Origin of the sequence: Acinetobacter sp. A2 (assembly GCF_012371325.1) — a bacterium.
In the GTDB taxonomy this organism is placed as follows: Bacteria; Pseudomonadota; Gammaproteobacteria; order Pseudomonadales; family Moraxellaceae; genus Acinetobacter.
Genome location: NZ_JAAZQX010000006.1, coordinates 15,808 through 40,221, shown reverse-complemented (window position 1 = coordinate 40,221; position 24,414 = coordinate 15,808). Strand labels below are relative to the sequence as shown.

Sequence of the window (24,414 nt, the reverse complement as noted above, 5' to 3'; positions counted from 1 at the left end):
ACGCTAAAAACAATGGTTTGGTTGACATTAAAATTTATTATTTTAAGTCTAATCTATTTTTTCTACAGGGCTAGTCTATTTAAAATAAATTAACCATTTACAGACGTTGGCGTACCATTTCAAAGAAACAAATAGAACCTGCAATCGCAACATTTAAGGATTCCTGACCACCAGGTTGTGGAATGCTTACTGCTTGTGCATGTTGCAAGGCATAGTCTGACACACCTTGTCCTTCGTTGCCCAAAATCCAGACACAGGCTTTACGCAAGTTTTTGCTATACAAGCTTTCTGCATGGTGTGAGCTGGTTACATATACCGGAATCTGAAATTGGGGTAAAACCTCTTCCAGTGTGACATTTTCAAAAGTCTGTAAGCTAAAATGTGCACCCATGCCTGCACGTAACACACGTGGTGACCAGAGTGATGCAGAACCTTTGGTGCAAATAATTTGTTCAATCCCAGCAGCGGCTGCAGAACGTAATAAGGTCCCTACATTGCCTGGGTCTTGCACATTTTCTAAAATCAGCGTGTCTGCTTTAAAGTCGAGCGTTTGACTTGAGCTTGGTAAATCGACAATGGCTAAACAAGCCAATGAAGTACCTAAAGTGCTTAAATCTTTGTATAACGATTCACTAATAACAAAGACTGCGCCAGTATATTTTGCCAAAATACGTTCATAGTCAGGGTGGCTGAGTGCATGTTCTGTGGTGAAAATCGAATTGATCTTTTTATTTTCATGTAACCACGCAAGACACAAGTGCGTGCCTTCAAGCACAGTTTGTCCTTGTTTTTTACGATAGCTATTTTGCTCAATTAAACCACGTAAGTGTTTAATTTTTGGGTTATCTTTTGATTCTAAAAAAATCGTAGGCATGCGATAAAATCCACAGCAATTGGCGCAATACCAATTGCTGTTATTGAAAAATGATTAATGATAGCTGCTGACTAAATCGACTTCATTTTTTGAACCAATAATGACAGGTACACGTTGATGCAGGTCGGTTGGTTCAATATCTAAAATACGCACACGGCCTGTAGTTGCAGCACCACCAGCTTGTTCCATGAGCATGCTCATCGGGTTGGCTTCATACATTAAGCGTAAACGGCCTGCTTTTTTTGGGTCTTTTAGGTCGTATGGATACATGAAAATACCGCTACGACAAAGGATACGGTGAATATCACCCACCATACATGCTACCCAGCGCATGTTGAAATCTTTTTCACGTGGGCCAGTCTTGCCTGCCAAAAGTTCATCGATATAGCGTTTTACAGGCGCTTCCCAGTGACGTTGGTTAGATGCGTTAATGGCGTATTCTTTGGTGTCTGCTGCAACTTGAATATTGTCTGCAGTCACTAAAAATTCTTGGCTTTCTGGATCAAAGGTAAAGAACACCACGCCTGCACCAACAGTGAGCGCCATCATAGTGGATGGGCCATAAAGAACATAACCTGCTGCCACTTGTTGTGTGCCTGCTTGCATAAAGTCTGCAGCCTGAGTCACCGCATTTTTTGCAGGTAAAATGGAGAAAATTGTACCCACACACATATTGATGTCGATGTTGCTTGAGCCATCTAGTGGGTCAAACAAGACTAAATATTGACCATTTTCTTGAGCAGGGGTGAATTCATCTAATTCTTCAGAAGCCAAACCACCAACATTTGGGTGTTTTTGTAATGCTTCAATTAAATAATCATTTGAAATGACATCTAATTTCTTTTGTTCTTCGCCTTGTACGTTTTCATTTTGTGCACTGCCTAATACACCTGCCAAAGCACCTTTCTGTAATGTTTGATCAATTGTTTTACAGGTATTGGCAATGGTTTCAATTACTTGAGCAAGTTCGGGTGTTAAATTTCCAGTTTGTTGTTGTAGAAATTGGGAAAGGGTACGGTATGACATGACTGGAAAACTCCGAATAACTGCAAAAATGAGGATAACAATATGCTGCAATAGTTTAGATGAGAACGCGTTAAAAGAAAAATTAAACTCGACTATTTGCTGTGATTTTACCCTTGCAAGTCTTGTAGAAAGTGCTATGTTGATGTGAAGGATTTAATTTGAGATAGGAGCACAGATATGACAACGTTAAAGTTTGATGCGACTCCAACGCCGAGCGAAGGGATTAGTTTAGACGATATTTCTGAGGACAAGATGAAAGCAGCTTGGAAAGATTACGAGTCTAAACCTGAATATAAAAAGTTCAATAAGCATGATTTGATTGAATCTATGCAAACGGCTAAATCAGATGCAGAGTCTGAGTAAATTGTTTTAAATAATTTTCAGATATCAAACGCTTAGGACTCAACATATTCAGTTTGCTAAGTTTTTAAATTGCGATTGCAATCCTAGGAATATAGTGAGTCAAAATAGTAAGTCAAATAAAAAGCGCTCTTAAACAAATTGTTTCAGAGCGCTTTTTATTGGATTTGAGAAAACACTTCTTAAAAAGTCTAGAAATGCTTTCTCAAAACATAACGACCATTATTTTAATAATGGCGGTACGGCTTCATAGTTAATTTCTACACGACGGTTTTCTTTCCAGGCATTTTCATCGTGCCCTGGATTGACTGGCATTTCTTTGCCATAACTCACAGCTTCAAGCTGACCTGCATTGACACCGTTGGTAATCAAGAAACTTTCAACTGCTTTAGCACGACGCTCACCCAAAGCCATGTTGTATTCACGGGTACCGCGTTCATCGGTATGACCTGTAAGTGCAACTTTAGAGTTGGCATTGGCCATTAAAAACTGTGCATGTGCTTGCAAAGTTTGGTAATCGTCATTTGATAATTCGCTGCTGTCGTAGTCAAAATGCACCACACGTTTTGCTAAGAAAGCTTTGTTGGCTTCAGTAACACCTTTGGCTGATGCACCTGTAAGGTTTTGCGCACTTAAAGCGGCATCTTCACTCAAGCCTTGGGTATTGACTGTCGTTGCACCACTTGGGTTTTGACCCGCTTGTAAGTCTGTAGCAGGTTTACGGTTTGCACAGCCTGTCATGACTAAAGCCGATGCCAAAACAGGGAGTACCAATAATTTAACTGCGTTCATCCTCATCTCCATGAAGCTTGATTTTTTGGTTTTAAAACAGAACTGAAAAAGTATTTACTTGCATGATTGAATTACTTTGGCGCCCATGCAGGTTCACGAACTTCACCTTGTTCACTTGGTAAGTTCATGCGGAAACGACCATCTAAAGACATAATCGACAATAAACCGCGTGCACCTTCACGTGTTGCGTATACCACCATTTGTCCGTTTGGCGAGAAGCTTGGCGACTCATCTAAACTGGTAGGGGTTAAAATATTGGTGATGCTGGTGTTGATGTCTTGAATCGCAACTTTATAGTTACTACCACTTGGACGATGTACCAATGCTAGTTTACGACCATCGGCACTGAGTGTACCGCGTGCATTAAATGCACCACGGAAGGTCACGCGCTTGCTGCTGCCTGTAGCAAAGTCATAACGATAAATTTGCGCTGAGCCACCACGGTCTGAAGTATAAATAAAGGATTTACCATCTGGGGCATAACGTGCTTCGGTATCAATCGCACTGTCATTGGTCATGCGTTGCAGTGCACGGGTGTTCAAATTCATTTGATAAATTTCTGGATTGCCATGCATAGATGCGGTGAACAACATGCTTTGACCATCTGGTGAGAAACTTGGAGCACCATTTAAACCACGGAAACTGGCTAATTTTTCACGCTGACCTGTGGCTAAGTCCTGAACATAAATTGCAGGGCGTTTAGTCTCAAACGACACATAGGCAATTTTTTTAGCATCAGGTGTCCAAGCAGGCGATAAAATCGGATCACGCGAAGTCAAAATAGTTTTGGGTTGCTCACCATCAGTATCGGCAATTTGTAGAGTATAGCGTTGCTCAGGTGTTGCAGGATTACGTAGCACATAGGCAATACGTCCACTAAAATCACCTTTAATACCAGTGAGTGCTTCATAAATGGCATCACTGATCATGTGTGCGGCAGAACGCACCCGTGAAGCAGGTACGCTTAATAGCTCATTCAACAAATATTGCTGTTTTTGTACATCGTACAGTTGGTAATGAACTTCATAGCCTCCTGCTGCTGTGGCTTTGACATTCCCTGTAACGACATAAGGTACACCCGCCGCTTGCCATGCAGCGGCATTCGGGTGGTTCATTCCTGCTGTTGCAGCAAGGTTTTTAGATGAGCTGGTAAATTTCCCAGAACGATTTAAATCATTTTCAACAATGGGATAAATACTTTGATCGTTTCCAAATGGCACAATCGCAATTTGTGGTGCTTCTTCTGGTGCTTTGGCAATTTCTAGATGCAGTTGGGCAAAAGATTGTGTGCTTAAAACTGGGCTGAGTGCAGTTAAAACGGCAAGGCAAAGTAGGTGTTTACGCGTTGTTTCCATCATTCGCTATTTTCTCAAATCAACATAACTTTTTTGGATGTAATTGTTGTACATAATGGCATGCTTTATTGGGAATGAAAGCATGAATGTATAATAAAACTGTTATAACACTGTGAAAAATGAAATTTATTTAAAGTCGTGAATATTTTTCTAGGGGAGAGTCTGAGTAAATGATTTTACTCAGACTATTTTAGCTTATTGTGCGGTAAAGGTTGAGGTGAAGCTGCGTGCTTCACGGCGTGCATCTGGGTCAGATGGCATTGGATAAGGCGCAGCAGCACGAACTGCAGCTTCTACACTGGCTTTCATGTCTGGGTCACTGGAATTGACCACTACAGATTGCACTGCACCACTGTCACTTAGAGTCACACGCGCAGTTGCACGTTTGCCCGATGAACCCACAGGGGTATCCCACGCACGTTTGATTTTATTTTCAAAATCACGTTTAGCTGTTGAAGCGATACGGCGTACTTCAGCTTTTTTCTGTGCGGCTTCTTCTGCGGCTTGTTTAGCGGCAGACGCTTTGGCTTCTGCATCAGCACGAGCCTTCGCTTCGGCATCTGCCTTGGCTTTTGTATCGGCATCTGCTTTACGTTTTGCTTCTGCGTCCGCTTTGGCTTTAGCGTCTGCTGCAGCTTTACGTTTTGCTTCTGCGTCCGCTTTGGCTTTAGCGTCTGCTGCAGCTTTACGTTTTGCCTCTGCGTCTGCTTTGGCTTTAGCATCTGCCGCGGCTTTACGTTTTGCCTCTGTATCTGCTTTGGCTTTAGCATCCGCTGCAGCTTTACGTTTTGCCTCTGCATCCACCTTCGCTTTTGCATCAGCTTCCGCTTTACGCTTTTCTGCTGCATTGGCTTCAAGTTTGCGTCTTTCTGCGGCTTCAGCTTTTTTTAGCGCTTCGGCTTCTTTACGGCGTATAGCCTCAGCTTCAGCACGTGTTTTAGCATCAGCCTTAGCTTTTGCTTTAGCATCAGCTTCACGTTGCGCACGTTCTTCAGCACGTGCCTGTTGTGCCTTTAAGCGTTCAGCTTCGACTTTTTGTTGTGCTGCAATTTGTTTTGCTTCAGCAGCTTGACGTTCTGCACGTGCTTGAGCTTCTGCCGCTTGCGCTGCTTTTTGTGTATCGACTTGAGGTTCGGGTGGCGTTGGAGTCGCTGCAGGTGTCGGAATGACTGGGGCAGGTTCAAGAGCAGGTTCAGCAGTTTGAGTAATTTGCTCCGCTACATTTTCATGTGTCGTTTCGGCAGATTCAGTTTCTAATAATGGTTTTAAATCTTCGGGTTTAATCAGTACGGTTTTAATGGGTTTAGGTGGCTCAGGCGCTTTACTCATACCCAAATAAAGCAAGCCAACCACAGCGATAATATGGACACCAACGGTGAACCCAATCGCAATAGCTTTTTGTTGAAAAGGTGGCTTTTTAAAATCTTTCATAAATTACTTTAAAGGCTCGGTCAGCAATCCAACTTGGGTTAAACCTGTATTTTGAAGTGTGTTCATCAGTGATATCACTTCACCATAAGGGCGTGATTTGTGGCCTTCAATAACTACTCTAAACTCTTTATTTTCTGACTTAGCCTGTTCCTGAGCTTGAGTGAGTATTGTTGTAAGTTCTTCAAGTGAAATAGGTTGGTTAGAACTAACATCTTTATATTTCAGGGAGTATCGCCCATCTTTATCTAAAGTTACCAAAGCATAAGCATCTTTAGATTCAATTGGATTACCATTGGCTTGCGGTAAATCGACCTGAATACCACTGGTAATCATAGGTGCGGTAACCATAAAAATCACAAGCAACACCAACATGACATCAATATAAGGTACAACATTCATGTCACTTTTCAGTGGTTTTTTGATGCGCTCGAAGCGTCCTGAGCGTTGAATGGCCATTAGTCGTGATCCTTAGTGTTGCCTAAAGATTGACGTTGTAATAAGGCCACCATTTCTTCAGCAAATAGGGCACGATCTGAATAAATACCTTCGCCCTTAGCTGTGTAATGGTTAAAGGCAAGTACCGCAGGAATGGCAGCAAATAAACCAATAGCTGTGGCAATGAGGGCTTCTGCAATACCTGGCGCAACGGTTGCTAGTGTGACTTGGTCAACATCAGCAAGTCCAATAAAGGCATTCATAATGCCCCAGACTGTACCAAATAAACCCACATACGGTGCGACAGAACCAATGCTGGCCAGTGCGCCTAAGCCTTGTTCTAGCTGAGCTTGGTCACGGCTTAAACCTACACGTAAAATACGTTCTGTACCTTCAATACTTTGTGTGGCAGGGGCGTGGCGTTTTTTAAGTTTTAAAAACTCCCCCAATCCCTGATAGAAAATATCTTCTAAGCCAACACGTTTTGAATTGAGCTGAGCGTTGTTATACAGCGTATTCAGCTCTGCACCAGACCAAAAGATTTTTTGGAAATGTTGATCATCTGCCTGTGCTTTTTTATAGCTCATGTGTAACTTGGCAATCAGATACCAGCTGTATAATGATGCTAAAAGTAGCGACAGCATTACCAGCTGAACAACAGGACTTGCTTGTAAAATAAGATCTGATACTTGAAGAGATGATTCGAGTTGTGTTGCCATAGTTACACATGTGCCAATTCATTTTTTTAATCTTGTCCTAATTCTTTCAGAATAAGGCTGCGAATTTCATCTGGCAGGCGACGCGGTTTCATATCTGAGCCCAGACAGGCCAATTCAACCTCACCAGATGCAAGCATGATTTCACCACGATAAATATTTTGTTGCAATACAAATGATGACGCTTTACACGAAACTACACTTGCTGTAACAGTAATCAGGTCATCCATTAAGATTGGACGTGAATATTTCACATTAATTTTATGTACGACAAAATTGTAGTCTTGTTGATGCCAGTAATGATCAACACCCGATGCACGAAGCCATTCGGTACGGGTACGTTCCATAAAGCGAATATGGTTAGCGTGGTAAACAATACCGCCTGCATCGGTATCTTCCATATAGATACGAATTTTAAATTCAAATTTATTCGCCATGATCGTGTTCCGCTTCTATGTTGCAAAGTTGTTGAGTCAGCAATGTCTATAGCTTAAGCCGTGTCTGTGAAAGTGACGTGAATAAGTCTAGAAGTCAAGCTGTGTACCGCGTGGCAGTTTATCATTCTCACCGCTTGGTCCAATGGCACAAGATTTCAAACATGCTTTTAAGTTAAAATTATCTGGCTGCGTATTTCATGCAGATGATCAATTGAAATGAGAAATGCATGAGTCGGTTAATTAAATTTTTGGTTGTTATCGCAATTTTGTGTGCGTTGTGGATAGTGTTATTTCAGTCAGATGATGGAATTTCTGATTCTGCAAGTTATCAATCCACGCAGCAAATCCATCAGTTTAAAGGTTATAACATTCGTACTTTAGAAACTTATGCAGGGGAGTTTCGTGTTTTAGCACGTGAAGATTACAACTTTGGACGTGAAGCTGAACTTAGCCCTGTCGATTTTGCCTTAGGATGGGGTGAAATGGCAAAGCCAGAAGTTTATAAGCAGCTGTCTATTCGTCAAAGCAACCGTTGGTATCATTGGCGTTATGAACAAACACCGCCTATTCCTGTTCAAGAGATTGCACGATTGAGTGCCAATACCCACTTAATTCCTGCAACCTCTGCTGTTGCTACACAATTAAAGCGTATAGATGAAGATGATTTGATTTATTTGAAAGGTAAATTGGTTGAGGTCACTGCCGCAGATGGTTGGCAATGGCGCAGCTCTTTAAGCCGTGAAGATACAGGCGCGGGGGCATGTGAACTGATGTTGGTTGAAGATGTGCGTGTCATCGAAAATTAGGGTCTAGCTACCGACCTAACTGATTTAAATGTTTAAGAGTTCAAAGGGAGATGAACTCCCTTGAAGTTATTTTTCTTTCGGCTCAGGCGGTGTCATGCCAAATTGCAAATAAGCCATATTGGTGGCAATACGTCCGCGTGCGGTTCGCATCACATAACCTTGCTGAATGAGGTATGGCTCAATGACATCTTCCAGTGTGCCTGAATCTTCGGCCATAGCGGCTGCCAGTGCCTCTACGCCTGCAGGGCCACCATCAAAACGCTCTAACAGCATTGATAAATAACGACGGTCTAAGGTGTCTAAACCATCTTTATCTACATTGAGCATATCTAGCGCACGTTGTGCCATGTCTTGCGTGACTTCACCCGTGCCTTTGACTTGGGCATAGTCACGTACACGACGCAACAAGCGGTTCGCAATACGCGGTGTACCACGTGAGCGACGAGCAACTTCTTTGGCGCCTGCATCGGTCATTGGTACATCCATCAGGTTGGCCGAGCGTTTAACAATATGGGTCAAATCTTCAACCGAGTAAAATTCTAAACGCTGCACAATGCCAAAACGATCCCGCAATGGAGAGGTCAGCAAACCTGCTCGGGTGGTGGCTGCCACAAGTGTGAAAGGGGGTAAATCAAGTTTAATGGAACGTGCTGCCGGTCCTTCACCAATCATGATGTCAAGCTGGTAGTCTTCCATTGCAGGGTACAAAATTTCTTCAATCACAGGCGAAAGGCGATGGATTTCATCAATAAATAACACATCGCCTTCTTCAAGATTGGTCAGCATGGCGGCTAAGTCGCCTGCACGTTCCAAAACTGGCCCTGAAGTGGATTTAAGATTGCCGCCCATTTCACGGGCAATAATATTGGCCAGTGTGGTTTTACCTAAACCGGGTGGTCCGAAAATGAGGGTATGGTCAAGCGCTTCACCACGGCCACGTGCTGCACCAATGAAAATTTCCATTTGTTCGCGCACTACAGGTTGCCCAATGTAGTCATCGAGGGAAGTTGGGCGGATGGCACGATCAATTTGATCTTCGGGTTTTTCAGAACCACTGATGAGACGGTCTTGCATAGGCGATCTAAACTTTATGTAAACTGATTTTAATTAGAAGTCTCGCAAAACATTTTTGACGGAGTCTTTCCAATAGAACTTTAATATGAGGAATAACCTGCGGTTTGCCTTACTTTTGTTTAGGCAAAAGTAAGCAAAACCATTGTCATTCGCAAAACTCGTCGAATTTTGATTCGTATCGATAATATCGCAGAAACATTTTTGTGCAAATGCCTCCTGCCTCAAACAGTTGCGAATGACTTCGTCGCGTATCAGATTAAGTGAATCAGGTAATATTAATGTGTGCTTAGCGATTCATCGACTTTAATGCCGCCCGAATAATGTCGCTGGCTTCGGTAAAATCGGCCTTGACTGCATTAATTAATTTTTGCGCTTCCGCAGGTTTGTAGCCTAAAGACTGCAGTGCAGCTTCGGCTTCAGCAACAGCAGAGTTACCTGTGAACTGAATTTGGGTGGTTGTAGAATTGTGACTGGTTGCTTCACTAGACATGGCTTTAAAGCGGTCACGCAATTCAATCATCAAGCGTTCAGCAGTTTTTTTACCCACGCCCGGCACTTTGATTAAAGTGTTAATATCTTCATGCTCTACAGTGTGAATCAGCAACTCCACACTTAAGGTCGATAAAATCCCTAAAGCCATTTTTGGGCCGACACCATTTACTTTTAATAAGGTGCGGAAAATGGTTTTTTCCTGTGCATCTAAAAAACCATACAATAATTGTGCATCTTCACGTACTGCTAAATGTGTCCACAAGGTGATTTTTTGCCCTTTTTGAAGTTGGCAAAATGTGGTGAGTGGGGTGTCAATTTCATAACCCACACCGTTGACATTCAGCAACACGGTTGGTGCTTCCAAAGCTAACACTTCGCCAATAAGACATCCGATCATATTTATGCTTCACACATTGGTTTTAAATGAATTAAGGTTTGCATACTAGAGTGCCTTGCCCTAAAAGGCAAAATCTGTATTTGCGTGATGATGTTGTTTGTATGCAACGTATTCATCCAAGTAGTCCGACCTTATTGCCCTGTAACTCCTGTGACAAATTATAGGCTTGGTGATCAGAAAACTTAGAAATAATATCTAAGACCTGCATAATATTTTCATAATGATTATGCGCAAAATCTGCCCCTGCACGCTGCAAAATAGACATTAAACGCTGCTCTTTAAAGCTGAGGGTTTTATGTGGTGTGGTCAATGGAATAAACGCATCCAAGATATTTTGTAAACTTTGATGTGCAATAATTTCAAGCCCCGCTTTTTGTGGATGCTCAAAAATTTTCTCACGGGCTAAATCTTTGGCGCGATTAATACCAACTTCAATATCTGCCGAGCAATACTGTAATAGGCTGCCTTGTAGTTGGCCCATTAAAATTTCTACATGATGTTTAGCAAAAGCCGTGGTGACTTCATCGACCAAACGCTTCATCACCCGACCACGTAAAGCTGCAATTTTCTGTTGCCATGTGGTACGCGGCATCGCCAATTCTTCAGGGATGCCATACTCACCAATCAGGTTTAGAAAAATTGGTTCAACTTCTTCATAGCTGAGCATATTTAGAATAATGCCATCTTCTAGATCAATCAGGGCATAGCAAATATCATCGGCTGCTTCTAACAAATAGGTGAGTGGATGACGACAATAGTGATAATCCCCCAATTGAATCAGTCCAAGCTGTTCTGCAATTTGTTGGAGTATCTCTTTTTCTGATTGATAACAGCCAAACTTTGCACGTTGGTTGGCAGGGCGATTGCCTTGTTCTGCAATGGTTTTGGAGAGCCAAGGGTATTTCAAATATGCACCTAAGGTGGCATAGGTTAAGCGCATGCCGCCATCATTTGGGTGATAATCAATTTTGGTGAGTAGACGTAAGCCTTGCGCATTGCCCTCAAACTGACGTACATCGGCTTCTTCTTCATCGCTGAGTTTGGCAAGAAAGTTACCGTGTGAGGCATCATCAAACCATTCGCGAATGGCATATTCACCAGCATGTCCAAAAGGTGGGTTGCCAATATCATGCGCTAAACAAGCCGCTTGAATAATGGCACCGACATCGGCAGGGGAAATCCACATGGGTAAGTGGTCTTTAATTTTTTCTGCGGCCAACATACCTAAAGAGCGTCCAATACAAGAGACTTCTAAAGAATGGGTTAGGCGAGTATGGATACCGTCATGCTGTGTCAGCGGGTGAACTTGAGTTTTACGGTTTAGCTGTCTAAAACTTTGCGAAAAAATAATACGGTCATAATCTTTATGAAAAGGGCTGCGCGCCTGTTCTGTACTTTGTTTTTTACTACCAATCCGAACTGTAGAAAGCAGTTCTAACCAACGCATTTGAGTCATTTATCATTATTCACTATGTGCTTGTTTGCATCATGCCAAAAAAAATGCAAAAGCTCTAGGGGAGTGCGACATGAGTTGTCTTTTAAAATACAGCTTTAACGTGTTTCTAAAATGGCAGAATCATCTAAGATGCAAAACCATCGGAAATCTATGCTTTATCTCAATATTCAGAAGTTTTGCTGCTGAAACGCAGCAATAAAACTGTTTTGCCATCTAGCTGATTTGGGCATTTCACAGTAGAATATGCGCTCTCTTCAAGTCACATTGTGGCATGGTCCAAAAGATCAGCCCGTGGAGCCAAAATCAGCATGTTTATCGTTGCCGGTGCACCTGCACATTCTTCTTTTAAGAAAACTCAACTCTTAAACCGTTTAGCGTCAATGAGTTCTGTTCAATCTTTCGATAGCCAATGGGTTTATTTATTTGACCAAGCGCTCGACGAGCAACAACAGCAATCTGCTTTACAGCTTTTAAACGATGGTGCGTCTTTTGAATTACGCCAAGCTGCAAGTGATGAAGTTCAAATTTTAGTCACTCCACGTGTGGGTACAATTTCACCGTGGTCATCAAAAGCAACAGATATTTTTGCTAACTGTAATACACCTGTGCACCGCTTAGAGCGTGGTGTTTTGTTCACCCTGAAAGGTATTTCAGCGGTATCGAATGAAGTTAAACAAGTATTGCATGACCGCATGACTGAAAGTGTGTTCAATCATATAGATGATGCGGCAGCGTTATTTACTGAAACTGAGCCAAAACCGCTCAACAGCATTGATATTTTGGGCGAAGGTAAGTCTGCGCTGGTAAAAGCCAACAGCGAATTTGGTTTTGCATTGTCTGATGAAGAAATTGATTATTTAACTGATGCATTTATCAAGTTAGGTCGTAATCCGCATGACATCGAATTGATGATGTTTGCGCAAGCTAACTCTGAGCATTGCCGTCACAAAATCTTTGGTTCTGAATGGACAATTGATGGCGAAGTACAGCCATTGTCATTGTTCCAAATGATTAAGAACACCTATAAAGAATCACCTACAGATGTTTTATCTGCCTATAAAGACAACGCTTCGGTCATTGTGGGTTTTGATACTCAGCGTTTTTATCCGAAAAAAGACGCAGCGACAGGTCACTACGTTTATAAGTACAAGAGCCAAGCTGCCCACATTCTAATGAAAGTGGAAACTCACAACCACCCAACGGCAATTGCTCCATTTGCAGGTGCTGCAACAGGTTCGGGCGGTGAAATCCGTGATGAAGGTGCAACAGGCCGTGGTGGTAAACCAAAAGCTGGTTTGACAGGTTTTACTGTATCTAACTTGAACATTCCTGGTTTTGAACAGCCTTGGGAAGAAAATTACGGTAAACCTTCACGTATGGCATCGCCATTACAAATTATGATTGAAGGCCCGTTGGGTGGTGCAGCATTCAACAACGAATTTGGTCGTCCTGCGTTAAATGGTTACTTCCGTACTTTTGAGCAAAACGTGAATGGTGAAGTCAAAGGCTTCCATAAACCAATCATGATTGCAGGTGGTTACGGTAACATTCGTCCAGATCATGTTGAAAAAGATCCAATTCAGCCAGGTGACTTGCTCATCGTTTTAGGCGGTCCAGCCATGTTAATTGGTTTGGGCGGTGGTGCTGCATCTTCTGTAGATAGCGGTACAATGGGTGAAAACCTTGACTTCGCTTCAGTACAACGTGAAAACCCAGAAATGGAACGCCGTTGCCAAGAAGTGATTGATACTTGCTGGCGTTTGGAAGATGCCAACCCAATCGTATCGGTGCATGACGTTGGTGCAGGTGGTATTTCTAACGCAATGCCTGAATTGGTGAATGATCACGAATTGGGCGCAGTACTTGATTTGCGTAAGATTCCATCTTTAGAACCTGGCATGTCGCCTATGGAAATTTGGTCAAACGAAGCGCAAGAACGTTACGTATTGGCTATCCGTCCAAGTTCTTTAGAATTATTTGAGTCGATCTGTGCGCGTGAGCGTTGCCCGTTTGCAGTATTGGGTGAAGCGACTGAAGCGCGTCATTTAACGGTTGAAGACCCGCTATTTGAAAACAAAGCTGTAGATATGCCAATGCAGGTTATGTTAGGTGGTACACCTCGCATGAGCCGTTCGTATGAAAGCATTGAGCGTAAAGGGGATGACTTTGCTGCGGCACAAGTCACCGATCTGAAAGATGCGATTTACCGCGTCTTGAAAAATCCAACAGTTGCTTCTAAATCATTCCTAATCACCATTGGTGACCGTTCAATTACCGGTATGGTTGCACGTGATCAGATGGTTGGCCCATGGCAAGTCCCTGTTGCGGATGCAGCGGTGACCACAACTAGCTTGCAAGGCTTCACAGGTGAAGCAATGGCAATGGGTGAACGTCCGCCTGTAGCATTGTTAAACCCAGCAGCATCTGCACGTTTGGCAGTGGCAGAATCAATTTCTAACATCATGTCGGCCAAAATTGATCAGATTAGCGATATTAAATTATCTGCAAACTGGATGGCGGCAGCAGGGCAAAAAGGTGAAGACCAAGCCTTGTTTGAAGGTGTTAAAGCCATTGGTATGGAAATGTGTCCTGCACTCGGTATTGCAATTCCAGTAGGTAAAGACTCATTGTCTATGCGTACCACTTGGAATGACGAAGGCGAAGAAAAATCTGTAACTTCACCAATGTCAGGTGTCATCACAGCCTTTGCACCTGTAACCGATGTACGCAAAACATTAACTCCTGAATTAAAAAATACCGATTCAGTGTTAGTACGCATTGACTTGTCTAAAGGTCAGTTCCGTTTAGGCGGTTCAATTTTGGCACAGGTGTATAAAGCCATTGGTTCAATCACACCAGATGTAGACAATTTTGATGAGTTCAAAGCTTTCTTTGCGTTGGTGCAAGATTGGAATGCACGTGGTCTGATCCAAGCCTATCACGACATTGGTGATGGTGGTTTATTGGCGACTGTTGCAGAAATGATGTTTGCTTCACGTTTAGGTGTGGCACTTGAAGATCAATCTGTTGCAGCATTGTTTGCTGAAGAAATTGGTGCAGTACTACAAATCTCTAAAGCAGATTGGGCTGACTTAGCTGCTGAAGTTGCTGCATCTACTTTGAAAGATGCAATTACAGTCGTGGGTACCGTCAATAACACAGACCAACTTACTGTAAATGGTTTGGTACTTGAACGTGCAGACTTGCAAGTGGCATGGACTGAAGTATCCCACCAAATCCAACGTTTACGTGATAACTCAGAAACTGCTGATCAAGAGTTTGCATTAATTACCGATAAAGCACACAAGGGTTTAATTGCACAACCAAGCTTTGATTTAAATGAGCCTGTAGAAGCACCGTATATCAACACACGTCGTCCTAATATGGTGATTTTACGTGAGCAGGGTGTGAATGGTCATGTAGAAATGGCGGCAGCGTTTGACAAAGTTGGCTTTAACACTGTTGACGTACACATGAGTGATTTACTTGCAGGTCGTGTCGATTTAGACGACTTTGAAGGTTTAGTGGCGTGTGGTGGCTTCTCTTACGGTGACGTATTGGGTGCTGGCGGTGGTTGGGCAAAATCTGTGTTGTTTAACCCGAAACTGCGTGATCAGTTTGAGAAATTTTTTAACCGTCAAGAAACTTTCTCATTGGGTATCTGTAACGGATGTCAAATGTTGTCACAATTAGCGCCATTAATTCCGGGTGCAGAAGCGTGGCCACGTTTCCATCGTAATACTTCAGAAGTATTTGAGGCACGTAGCGTTAACGTACGTGTGGAAAAATCGAATTCTGTCTTGTTACAAGATATGCAAGGTTCAATTTTACCAATCGCAGTGGCGCATGGTGAAGGTCGTGTCGTTGCACCAGAAGCGAATTTGGCTGCATTGAATGCAGGCAACCAAGTAATTTTACGTTATGTGGACAGTCATGGAAATGCAACGCAGCATTATCCAATGAACCCGAATGGTTCACCAGATGCTATTTCTGGGGTGACTTCAACCGATGGTCGTGCAACGATTATGATGCCGCACCCTGAACGTAATTTCCGTGCACTTCAACATTCTTGGAAACCTGAAGAATGGACTGAAGATGGTGCGTGGTTACGTATGTTCCGCAATGCACGTAAGTTTATTGGTTAAGCTTGAGCTAATTTGATAATGATGCAGATTAAGCCACCTTCAGGTGGCTTATTTGTTTTATCTGATTTAAATGATTAAGTGTTTTGTATAGAACAAGGCTGATTGCATAAATTCTGTTTAGACTATTTTAAATAGATTTTAACGAACGATTTTATTCATATGTTGATAAGGAAATATATGCTAAAACTCATCTACTACGTACCCGAATCACATCTTGAGGCAACCAAGAACGCTATTTTTACAGCGGGTGCGGGCGGTATTGGCAATTATGAGCATTGTGCATGGCAGGTTTTAGGCACAGGTCAATTTAAACCAGTACAGGGCGCACAACCATTTATTGGTGAGTTGGATACTTTAGAACAGGTAGCCGAGTGGAGAGTGGAAACCATTGTGCCTGAGCAATACGCCAAGGCAGTGGCAAAGGCACTCAAGGCAAGTCATCCTTATGAAGAACCTGCCTTTGAGTTTTTACAAATAATTGAAATAAAGGATTAAACCTTTTGAATAAATAACCCACGGTCAAAACGATATTGCGGGAAAAATACACCATCTTCGGCACGTTCACCTGCAGCAATAACCATAACTGGGTGCTGTTGATCATTCAGCTTTAATAATTTGCGTACCATTGGTTCATCAAAACCTTCCATCATACAACTGTCAAAGCCATGTGCACGAAGTGCTAATACCATATTTTCACAAGCGAGTGCGGTGGTTTTACTGGCCCAAAGTTTTGCATCGGCAGGGGTGAAGGCAGTGACAGGTAATTGTTTATCTAAACTACGAGCAATTTTAAATGCAACTTTCTTAAAGTTACCTACTGTGTTTAGGTAACCAGTCATGTAGTTATAAGGAATAAATTTGTAATACTTTTTCACTGCAGCAGGGGCTTCAGGAAAAGGAAATTCACTGATGTTCTTTTTGGCCATTTCATCCACCCGGTCTGTGCGTGCAATACACACAATGAGCTCTGCGGCAGTGCGTGCCGCAAGCTGTCCTAAACAGGCTTTGACCAGTTGCTTTTTCTTAGCAGGGTTTTGCACCACAACAAATGTCCACGGCTGCAAGTTAGATGAGTTTGGTGCAAGTAAGGCCATGTCTAAGCAATCATCTAAAACCTCAGCAGGTATGGCTTTGTCGGTAAATTTACGTACTGAACGACGGCTTTGAATGACTTTTTTAAAGTTTTCGACATCAATATCTTGTGGGGCAGCTTCAAAATAACGTTCTTTTTTCTCTGGTTTGGTGTCTTGAGTAAGCTTAGTAGACATTTCAGATAATCCTCAATTTTAATGATAGACAGCACTTAGCAAAATATGGGGGCGAATAAAGAAAAAACCACATTCGCTTAAGCCGAATGTGGTTAGTAGTTCTTCTTAATTCAGGTGATGTGTTGAATTCATTTTTAGTGAAACAGCAGCTTAATTAAACTGGCTAAAGTCAGGTTTACGCTTTTGCATAAAGGCTTGCACAGCTTCCATCATTTCAGGTGAGCCGACACGTTGCATGAAAATTTCGGCTTCATGGTCAATCCACGCCACAATTTCATCTACATTGTGTTTCATTAACGCTTTAGACTGTTTGAGTGAAGCCAATGGTAAAGCGGCCAATTGCGCTGCTTTTTGCTGTGCAGTTGCATAGACATCACTTTCAATACTATTGACTAAGTTTGCAGCCAAGGCAGTTTCACTATTAAATTTTTGTGCAGTCAGTAAAAGTTCAGCAGCTTTATGATAGCCTGCTTGCTCCACTAAAAGCTTGCTCGAAGCCCCTTCTGGCGATAAACCTAAACTCACAAATGGAATCTGGAATAGCGCAGTGTCATCGCTATAAACTAAATCTGCATGTAACAGAATTGTGACACCAATGCCAATTGCTACCCCACGAACTGCAGCAATTAGAGGTTTTGAAAACTTAGCTGCAGATTTTAGCAAGATGAATGGAGGGCCTTCCGCAGCAGGCAATTGCCCTTTAAGTGCAGCAGACTTCATAAAGTCTTGCATGTCATTGCCTGCACTAAAGTCGGCATCTGCACCACGTAAAATGACACAACGCACTTCATTGGCTTGATCTGCCTCATCTAAGGCTTGTGCAATCCATAAATATAATTCACCATACAGCGCGTTTTTTGCTTCTGGGCGATTGATGGCTAAAGTCAGTACACCATGCTCTAAATTCGCATTCAAATGTGGGTGGGGTTGTTGAATACAGCTCAGTGTCATCGTACTATCCTTGCTTTAATTGGGTTGAATTTATGGCTCATTATGTCGCAAATTCGCAGCGCTGGCACAACTCATGAGTTCATAAAAAGTTAGATTTATTATGCAATATACCTTTGATTATTTGGTTTTCATTGGCCGTTTTCAGCCATTTCATTTGGCACACTTGCAAACTATTCAAATTGCTTTGCAGCGCAGTCATTATGTGATTTTGGCCTTGGGTTCGGCTCAAGCTGAGCGTAATTTGAAAAATCCGTTTTTAGCCAAAGAACGTGAACAAATGATTTTGTCTAACTTTACGCCAGATATACAAGAGCGGATCAAATTTGTGCACGTGGTAGATGTGTATAATGATGAAAAATGGCAAAAACTGGTGAAATTTTTAGTAAATGAACTGATTCAACCGCAAGATCGAATAGGATTGATCGGGCATTTTAAAGATGATTCGTCTTATTATTTAAAATTTTTCCCTGAATGGGAAATGGTCGAGCTAGACAGTTTGCAAGGTGCGATGTCTGCTACACCTGCACGTGAAGCGTATTATCGTGGGGAAATCCAGCCTAATTTTTTCCCGCAAGGCACAATTGATTTCTTAAAGGCATTTCAAAACACAGCTATTTATCAACAGTTACAAGAAAAATATCAACAACAGGACAGCAGCAATTTGCTGGAAAAATGAATTTTTAGAGAGCAATGGATGATTGACAATGCGTCAATCATCCACAATTTTTCAAAGCAGAAAATTAAGCCTGTAAAGCGGTTAAGTCAGCCAAGACTTGTTCTGCATGCCCAGCAGCTTTGACTTTACGATATTCTTTTACCAGTTGACCTTGATGGAAAATAAAAGTCGAGCGTTCAATGCCCATCACTTTTTTACCATACATATTTTTTTCTTTAATTACATCAAACAATTGGCACAGCACTTCTTCTTTGTCACTAATTAAATTAATACCTAAAGATTGCTTTTCGGTAAAGTTCTGGTGGGCTTTGACCGAATCGCGTGAAATTCCAATAATGGTGGTATTCAGTGCATCAAACTGAGCTTTGAGTGCAGTAAAATCCACTGCTTGTGTCGTGCAGCCAGGCGTGGAATCTTTTGGGTAAAAATAAACCACCAACCAATCTGTACCAAGTTCGGTTAAGTTCACTTCACCTGTAGTTGCAGGAAAAGCCTGATTTGGTAATTGAATTGCAGCCGTGCTCATATTTTTCTCCAAGACCATACACATAAAAAACTAGCCACATAAAGTGGCTAGTTGAAATTGTTAAGAAAACTTATTTTTTCTCAGCAGCTTTCATTGCTTCTTCAGTTAAGGTTTTTAATTTACCTGTTAACTGTGGGCCAAAACAAGCTTGTAAATCTTTATTTTGCTTTTGTACAAAAGCTAAAGTACCAGGGCTCTTTTTCTGGTTAATGGCACTTTGAATTTCCCATTTCTGAGCGTTGGTCAATTTACCATCTGCTTCTACTGCACAAGTACAATACTTGTTCACTTCAGCAGTAGTTAGTTTTTTGCCTTTAGCAGTTTCTTCTTTACAAACATTAATTAAAGCTGCTTTTACATTGGTGCTTTTGTATGCCTGTTGCAACTTATCATTATTTGCGTGTGTTGTTGTTGCGAATAATGCAGCTACAGACACAATCGCAGAAACCATAATGTTTGATTTTAAATTTTTCATACACTTTACCTTATTATGACGGTATATAACGTGTTGGGTCTGCAACACCTGCATCGGCAAAACCTTGTTTGCGTAAGCGACAGCTGTCACATTTACCACAAGCACGTCCTTGGTCATCTGCTTGGTAGCAAGAAACCGTTTGACTATAGTCTACGCCATGTTCAATACCTAAGCGAATAATATTTGCTTTGGATAAATGTAACAATGGTGTTTCAAATTTTAGCGGTTTGCCTTCTACACCCACTTTGGTGGCCAGACGTGCCATATTGGCAAAAGCATCAATAAATTCAGGGCGGCAGTCAGGATAACCTGAATAATCTACCGCATTGATACCGATCACAATCGCTTCTGCATCAAATACTTCTGCTGCAGCTAAGGCATAAGACAGGAAGATGGTATTACGAGCAGGCACATAGGTAACAGGAATACCTTCTTGCTCATGGTCAGGTACTTCAATGCTGTGATCGGTTAACGCAGAACCACCTAAATTACCCAAATCAATATTAATCACACGGTGCTCAACGCCTGCTTTTTGGGTCAAGGTGCGTGCAGCATCCAATTCTGTGGTAGAACGCTGACCATACATAAAACTAAGCGCAATACATTCATAACGCGCTTGTGCCCATGCCAAACACGTGGTTGAGTCTAATCCACCAGATAACAATACAATGGCACGAGGGCGCATAGTTGAATCTCCAAAACTTTAAAAATTAAGATTTAAGGCCTGAGCAAAATACTGAGCAATTTCGGCAGTCAGCATTAGCGACCTGTTTCATCGTTCCAAAGCAATTTATGCAATTGTAACTGGAAACGAACCGGGAGATGGTCGGCTAAAATCCACTGCGCTAAATCACGTGCAAGCTGAGGCAGGCTTACTGCACCTTTTTCGACGGCAAATGCGGGGGAGAACCACACCGTGTCTACTTTTTTATGCAGTTGATATTGTTCAAGCTGCTGTTTTGCCCAAAGATAATCGTCATGATTGCAAATCACAAACTTGATTTGATCATGCGGAGTTAAAAAATCTAAATTTGATAATAAATTCCGCGACATTTCACCCGATGCAGGGGTTTTTAAATCCAGCACTTTAGATACACGATGATCCACTTTAGAGACATCTAAAGCACCGCTGGTTTCTAAAGACACTTCACAGCCTAAATCTGCCAGACGCTGCATAAGTGGCAGTGCATTGGGTTGAGCCAGTGGTTCTCCACCTGTGACACATACATAGGGGGTTTTAAAATCGAGCGTAGTTTGAATAATGTCGTCTAAAGACTTGCGTTCACCACCTTCAAAAGAATATGTGGTATCGCAATAATGGCAGCGCAAAGGGCAACCCGTAAGACGAATAAAGACAGTCGGTAAACCAGACGTATTGGCTTCACCCTGTAATGAGTAAAAAATCTCCGTAATGCGTAACCCCGCAGACGGATCAGAAACAGGAATAGCGGAAGATCGGAGCGTACTCATAATATTCATCACAGTATATAAAAAACAAAAATCCCTACGATCATTGCTGATCGTAGAGATGCTGAAGACTGAAAGGAAATTAGTCTTCGCGTAATAAATCGTTCAAGCTGGTTTTTGCACGTGTTTTGGCATCCACCTTTTTCACGATGATAGCCGCATATAGGCTGTATGTGCCACACTTAGATGGCAAGTTACCTGATACTACTACAGAGCCAGCAGGTACACGACCGTAGTGGATTTCGCCCGTTTCGCGGTCATAAATTTTGGTAGATTGACCAATATACACGCCCATAGAAATGACTGAGCCTTCTTCTACAATCACACCTTCTACAATTTCAGAACGTGCACCGATGAAGCAGTTGTCTTCAATAATAGTTGGGTTAGCTTGCAAAGGTTCAAGTACACCACCAATGCCGACACCACCTGATAAGTGAACATTTTTACCAATTTGTGCACAAGAACCCACTGTTGCCCATGTATCTACCATAGTGCCTTCATCTACATAGGCACCAATGTTTACATAAGAAGGCATTAATACAACATTCTTGGCTTGGAATGAACCTTTACGTGCTACGGCAGGCGGTACAACACGTACTCCTGCTGCTTTAAATTGCTCGTCAGTCCAGTCTGTAAATTTAGTATCAACTTTGTCGTAAAAACGAAGGTCACCAGATTCAATTGGCTTGTTGTCATTCAATTTAAACGATAGTAAAACTGCTTTTTTCAACCATTGGTGAACAATCCATTCACCGTTAATTTTTTCAGCTACACGTAATGTGCCATTGTCTAAACCCGCAATTGCTTGTTCAACTGCTTGGCGAATTTCAGCAGGGCAATCTGCCGCTGTAAAATTAGCACGGTCTTCAAATGCTTGTTCAATAATTGTTGAAAGCTGCGACATCGATGTAATTACCTGAAAAATTTCCCCAAGATTTTACACTATATTGTGTCAAGAATAGATTGAAAATTAAGCTTTAAATAAAGAAATTATAATGAAAGGTCGAAAGCTAAACAGATTATATACGGCTTAATTGTTACTGTTTTGAAATTAAATTGTTTAACAATCAACAAGAAAAAAGAATTTGTATCAAAAAATAACATAAACCTAGCAAATCTTGCATAAAAGATGAGCGCAACATGCCCTATAGTTTTTCCATGACAAAACGAATGAAAAATTTAAAAGTTTTAATTTGAGGAGAACACAATGAAATCTTTACACACAATTTTAGCCGCATCGGTATTGGCAGCAGTTGCAGGTTCTGCAATGGCAGATACAGCTGTTGTGCAAGATGGTTATGCATTTGACCGTAACCAACTCATTCCAACAGGTGTTCGTGCTGAAGCTGGTACAACAGGTTATGGCGGTGCCTTACTTTGGACTGCAAACCCATACGTTGGCTTAGCTTTAGGTTATAACGGTGGTGATATTTCTTGGTCAGATGATCTGTCTATCAATGGATCAAAGTATGATATGGACATGGACAATAACAATGTCTATTTGAATGCTGAACTCCGTCCATGGGGAGCAAGTGAAAATCGTTGGGCGCAAGGTGTATATGTAGCTGCAGGTGTAGCTTATTTAGATAATGATTACAAACTTGACCGCCGTGTAGGTGGTGTAACTAACTTCTCAGTAGGGAAAACTGACTTCCAGTCTGGTGCTGAGGGTGTACACATCAATGGTGAGTTACAATACGAAAATGATATTGCTCCATATTTAGGCTTAGGTTTTGCACCAAAAATCAACAATAACTGGGGCGTGTTTGGTGAAGTTGGTGCTTATTACACAGGTAATCCAACTGTATCTTTAAATCGTGTTTCTGGTTCAGCAACCAATAATAATGGTGTTGCTTTAGATACTGCATTGGAGAGAGAAGAAGCAGACATCCGTAATGATAATGAACACGAATGGATGCCAGTAGCGAAACTAGGTGTAAGCTACCATTGGTAATTCAAGTCAGTGTTTGAGTAAACATAAAACGAGCTTCGGCTCGTTTTTTTATGGACTAAAAACGGTGTGCAAGTTTGAGATGATAAATCCAAGCGTCCCGTTCTTCGAGTTGTGAAAAGTGTGAGCTTTGTGAAAGCAAAGAAGACCCTTGTTCATTCTTTGGTTGATTAAAGTACAGATAATGAATACCGCTAATCACAAAAGTTTTAGGGGTGAAATTATAAATAAGGCCAGTACCTAAACCTAAATAACCATCTACAGGGTTGAAGCTGGAAGCCGGGTTTCCTGCACCTGAGTCCCACAATCCTTCAACAGCAGTGATCCATTTTGGTGACCATTGATGCGCTACACCCAAACGTGCCGACCACTGATTTTTTTGGTAATCAATCAGATTTAAATTCATATTAGGTACTTGCTGTAGCATTGCAGCATATTGTGAGGGCTGAATTTCAAAATCTTGCCAATTCACCCATCTTAAGGATGCATAGAGAAAATTTTGTGCAGGTAAACCTGTATGAAAATCGAAATTAATTGATTCTGGTGTTTGAATAGTAGTCGCATGCTGTGGTGCAATCTCTAGAGGAAACCCCAAAAAACTTTCGCTAGCATTGGTATGGTGCTTAATTTTAGAGCGGTAGGTAATAGCTGTAGTGAAAGCATATTCAGGAAGTTGATAGCTGATACCTGCCAGCCAGCCCCATGCGTGATCTTTAGGGAAGTGCACATCATAATCAAAATAAATATTGTCGACGTGTGTACCAATTCTGAGATTCCCTGAAAAGGATTGGTAGCTCACACCCGTAAACAGATTCCAGTTTGCATTTGGTTGGAAGCCAACCAGTGCAGTCATGTTGTTTGAATCGAATTCAACGTCTGCAATTTCTGAAGAGGGGTGAGTCGTTTTGAACTGATAACCCACATCCGTAAAAAAAGGTTGGTCAAATAATAATGCGACCGAAATTTGTGGATGCGGTTGTAGTTTTAAGGCGGCTTGAAAGTAGTGTTGCTTATTCACCATATCACCTGTAGAAAACTCTGGACTCCCTACAGATGAAACAGGTTGCACTTTTCCTGAAACATTCGGGTTGACTTGCAGCATAGACACTTCTGCATAATTGCCTTTTTCAAAGAAAGCTTGAATAGATTGATTACTGCGTTCTAAGCCTGCAGCATAAACATGACCGATGGGCAGCACGTAGAATAACGCAGTATAAATGTGATATTTCATGTTACGCCCTTGGTCGAAATTATAGAATCGTATTTAAAATCGAATCGTATTTTTTATTTTAGATTCTATATTA

Annotated in this window: 25 protein-coding genes; 6 read left to right on the top strand and 19 right to left on the bottom strand. The window is 41.8% G+C overall.

What is annotated here, in order from left to right; all coding sequences use genetic code 11:
• Positions 1 to 97 precede the first annotated feature (97 nt).
• Both HHA43_RS03830 and HHA43_RS03825 read right to left on the bottom strand, forming a co-directional pair.
• Positions 98 to 874 carry a TrmH family RNA methyltransferase gene (locus HHA43_RS03830; RefSeq protein ID WP_168417774.1) on the bottom strand — a complete coding sequence of 259 codons (777 nt, stop codon included), beginning with the start codon at positions 872 to 874 and terminating at the stop codon, positions 98 to 100.
• Positions 875 to 928: 54 nt separating this feature from the next.
• Positions 929 to 1,900, bottom strand: coding sequence for a class 1 fructose-bisphosphatase (locus HHA43_RS03825; protein ID WP_168541728.1), 972 nt, complete (start codon positions 1,898 to 1,900; stop codon positions 929 to 931).
• Positions 1,901 to 2,077: 177 nt separating this feature from the next.
• Here HHA43_RS03825 and HHA43_RS03820 point away from each other — a divergent pair, with 177 nt between their 5' ends.
• Positions 2,078 to 2,263 carry an NF038105 family protein gene (locus HHA43_RS03820; RefSeq protein ID WP_168417776.1) on the top strand — a complete coding sequence of 62 codons (186 nt, stop codon included), beginning with the start codon at positions 2,078 to 2,080 and terminating at the stop codon, positions 2,261 to 2,263.
• Positions 2,264 to 2,482: 219 nt separating this feature from the next.
• Here the strand turns inward: HHA43_RS03820 and pal are convergent, their stop codons facing one another.
• The 6 genes from pal to ybgC form a co-directional block, all read right to left on the bottom strand.
• Positions 2,483 to 3,052, bottom strand: a complete 570-nt coding sequence (pal, locus tag HHA43_RS03815; RefSeq protein ID WP_168541726.1) for a peptidoglycan-associated lipoprotein Pal — start codon at positions 3,050 to 3,052, stop codon at positions 2,483 to 2,485.
• 71 nt (positions 3,053 to 3,123) lie between these two features.
• On the bottom strand, positions 3,124 to 4,407 hold the full coding sequence (tolB, locus tag HHA43_RS03810) for a Tol-Pal system beta propeller repeat protein TolB (protein ID WP_168541777.1): 1,284 nt from the start codon (positions 4,405 to 4,407) through the stop codon (positions 3,124 to 3,126).
• Between the two features lie 195 nt (positions 4,408 to 4,602).
• Positions 4,603 to 5,838, bottom strand: coding sequence for a cell envelope integrity protein TolA (gene tolA / locus HHA43_RS03805; protein ID WP_168541724.1), 1,236 nt, complete (start codon positions 5,836 to 5,838; stop codon positions 4,603 to 4,605).
• Positions 5,839 to 5,841: 3 nt separating this feature from the next.
• Complete coding sequence (gene tolR / locus HHA43_RS03800) at positions 5,842 to 6,294, bottom strand: protein TolR (protein ID WP_168541722.1); 453 nt, start codon at positions 6,292 to 6,294, stop codon at positions 5,842 to 5,844.
• Positions 6,294 to 6,992, bottom strand: a complete 699-nt coding sequence (tolQ, locus tag HHA43_RS03795) for a protein TolQ (protein ID WP_168541720.1) — start codon at positions 6,990 to 6,992, stop codon at positions 6,294 to 6,296. Before tolQ ends, tolR begins: the two co-directional genes overlap by 1 nt.
• Before the next feature lie 26 nt (positions 6,993 to 7,018).
• A complete protein-coding gene (gene ybgC / locus HHA43_RS03790) occupies positions 7,019 to 7,426 on the bottom strand; it encodes a tol-pal system-associated acyl-CoA thioesterase (RefSeq protein WP_004971791.1) in 408 nt (135 codons plus the stop codon).
• A 227-nt stretch (positions 7,427 to 7,653) separates the two neighbouring features.
• On the opposite strand from ybgC, the gene HHA43_RS03785 reads away from it, so the two are divergent.
• Entirely contained in the window at positions 7,654 to 8,232 is a 579-nt protein-coding gene (locus tag HHA43_RS03785; protein ID WP_168460138.1) for a hypothetical protein, read from the top strand.
• Positions 8,233 to 8,298: 66 nt separating this feature from the next.
• Here HHA43_RS03785 and ruvB read toward each other — a convergent pair whose 3' ends face one another.
• The 3 genes from ruvB to HHA43_RS03770 form a co-directional block, all read right to left on the bottom strand.
• Entirely contained in the window at positions 8,299 to 9,306 is a 1,008-nt protein-coding gene (ruvB, locus tag HHA43_RS03780) for a Holliday junction branch migration DNA helicase RuvB (protein WP_168460137.1), read from the bottom strand.
• Positions 9,307 to 9,592: 286 nt separating this feature from the next.
• Entirely contained in the window at positions 9,593 to 10,195 is a 603-nt protein-coding gene (gene ruvA, locus HHA43_RS03775) for a Holliday junction branch migration protein RuvA (protein WP_168460136.1), read from the bottom strand.
• A gap of 112 nt (positions 10,196 to 10,307) precedes the next feature.
• Positions 10,308 to 11,651, bottom strand: coding sequence for a deoxyguanosinetriphosphate triphosphohydrolase (locus HHA43_RS03770; protein WP_168417784.1), 1,344 nt, complete (start codon positions 11,649 to 11,651; stop codon positions 10,308 to 10,310).
• Positions 11,652 to 11,959: 308 nt separating this feature from the next.
• Between HHA43_RS03770 and purL the strand changes: the two genes are divergently transcribed.
• Both purL and HHA43_RS03760 read left to right on the top strand, forming a co-directional pair.
• Positions 11,960 to 15,796 (top strand): phosphoribosylformylglycinamidine synthase, encoded by a 3,837-nt coding sequence (gene purL / locus HHA43_RS03765; protein ID WP_168460133.1) that lies wholly within the window; start codon positions 11,960 to 11,962, stop codon positions 15,794 to 15,796.
• Between the two features lie 177 nt (positions 15,797 to 15,973).
• Entirely contained in the window at positions 15,974 to 16,291 is a 318-nt protein-coding gene (locus HHA43_RS03760) for an NGG1p interacting factor NIF3 (protein WP_168417786.1), read from the top strand.
• Here HHA43_RS03760 and HHA43_RS03755 read toward each other — a convergent pair.
• Together HHA43_RS03755 and HHA43_RS03750 are read right to left on the bottom strand one after the other, a co-directional pair.
• A complete protein-coding gene (locus HHA43_RS03755; protein WP_168541718.1) occupies positions 16,288 to 17,064 on the bottom strand; it encodes a nitroreductase family protein in 777 nt (258 codons plus the stop codon). The genes HHA43_RS03760 and HHA43_RS03755 overlap by 4 nt on opposite strands.
• 150 nt (positions 17,065 to 17,214) lie before the next feature.
• Positions 17,215 to 18,015: an enoyl-CoA hydratase-related protein gene (locus HHA43_RS03750; protein ID WP_168460130.1), complete on the bottom strand. Its 801-nt coding sequence runs from the start codon at positions 18,013 to 18,015 to the stop codon at positions 17,215 to 17,217.
• Between the two features lie 100 nt (positions 18,016 to 18,115).
• Here HHA43_RS03750 and HHA43_RS03745 point away from each other — a divergent pair, with 100 nt between their 5' ends.
• Positions 18,116 to 18,691: a nicotinate-nicotinamide nucleotide adenylyltransferase gene (locus tag HHA43_RS03745; protein WP_168541716.1), complete on the top strand. Its 576-nt coding sequence runs from the start codon at positions 18,116 to 18,118 to the stop codon at positions 18,689 to 18,691.
• A gap of 64 nt (positions 18,692 to 18,755) precedes the next feature.
• Here the strand turns inward: HHA43_RS03745 and HHA43_RS03740 are convergent, their stop codons facing one another.
• From HHA43_RS03740 to dapD, 5 genes are all read right to left on the bottom strand, one after another.
• Positions 18,756 to 19,217 carry a peroxiredoxin gene (locus tag HHA43_RS03740; RefSeq protein ID WP_168541714.1) on the bottom strand — a complete coding sequence of 154 codons (462 nt, stop codon included), beginning with the start codon at positions 19,215 to 19,217 and terminating at the stop codon, positions 18,756 to 18,758.
• 70 nt (positions 19,218 to 19,287) lie between these two features.
• Complete coding sequence (locus HHA43_RS03735) at positions 19,288 to 19,692, bottom strand: hypothetical protein (protein ID WP_168525778.1); 405 nt, start codon at positions 19,690 to 19,692, stop codon at positions 19,288 to 19,290.
• A 13-nt stretch (positions 19,693 to 19,705) separates the two neighbouring features.
• Positions 19,706 to 20,377: a 7-cyano-7-deazaguanine synthase QueC gene (gene queC / locus HHA43_RS03730; protein WP_168460124.1), complete on the bottom strand. Its 672-nt coding sequence runs from the start codon at positions 20,375 to 20,377 to the stop codon at positions 19,706 to 19,708.
• A 74-nt stretch (positions 20,378 to 20,451) separates the two neighbouring features.
• On the bottom strand, positions 20,452 to 21,162 hold the full coding sequence (gene queE, locus HHA43_RS03725) for a 7-carboxy-7-deazaguanine synthase QueE (RefSeq protein WP_168460122.1): 711 nt from the start codon (positions 21,160 to 21,162) through the stop codon (positions 20,452 to 20,454).
• Between the two features lie 79 nt (positions 21,163 to 21,241).
• Entirely contained in the window at positions 21,242 to 22,063 is an 822-nt protein-coding gene (gene dapD / locus HHA43_RS03720; RefSeq protein WP_168541712.1) for a 2,3,4,5-tetrahydropyridine-2,6-dicarboxylate N-succinyltransferase, read from the bottom strand.
• Between the two features lie 303 nt (positions 22,064 to 22,366).
• Here dapD and carO point away from each other — a divergent pair, with 303 nt between their 5' ends.
• Entirely contained in the window at positions 22,367 to 23,113 is a 747-nt protein-coding gene (carO, locus tag HHA43_RS03715) for an ornithine uptake porin CarO (protein WP_168541710.1), read from the top strand.
• A gap of 55 nt (positions 23,114 to 23,168) precedes the next feature.
• On the opposite strand, the gene HHA43_RS03710 is transcribed toward carO, so the two are convergent.
• Positions 23,169 to 24,341: an outer membrane protein transport protein gene (locus tag HHA43_RS03710; RefSeq protein WP_168541705.1), complete on the bottom strand. Its 1,173-nt coding sequence runs from the start codon at positions 24,339 to 24,341 to the stop codon at positions 23,169 to 23,171.
• Positions 24,342 to 24,414: the final 73 nt, after the last annotated feature.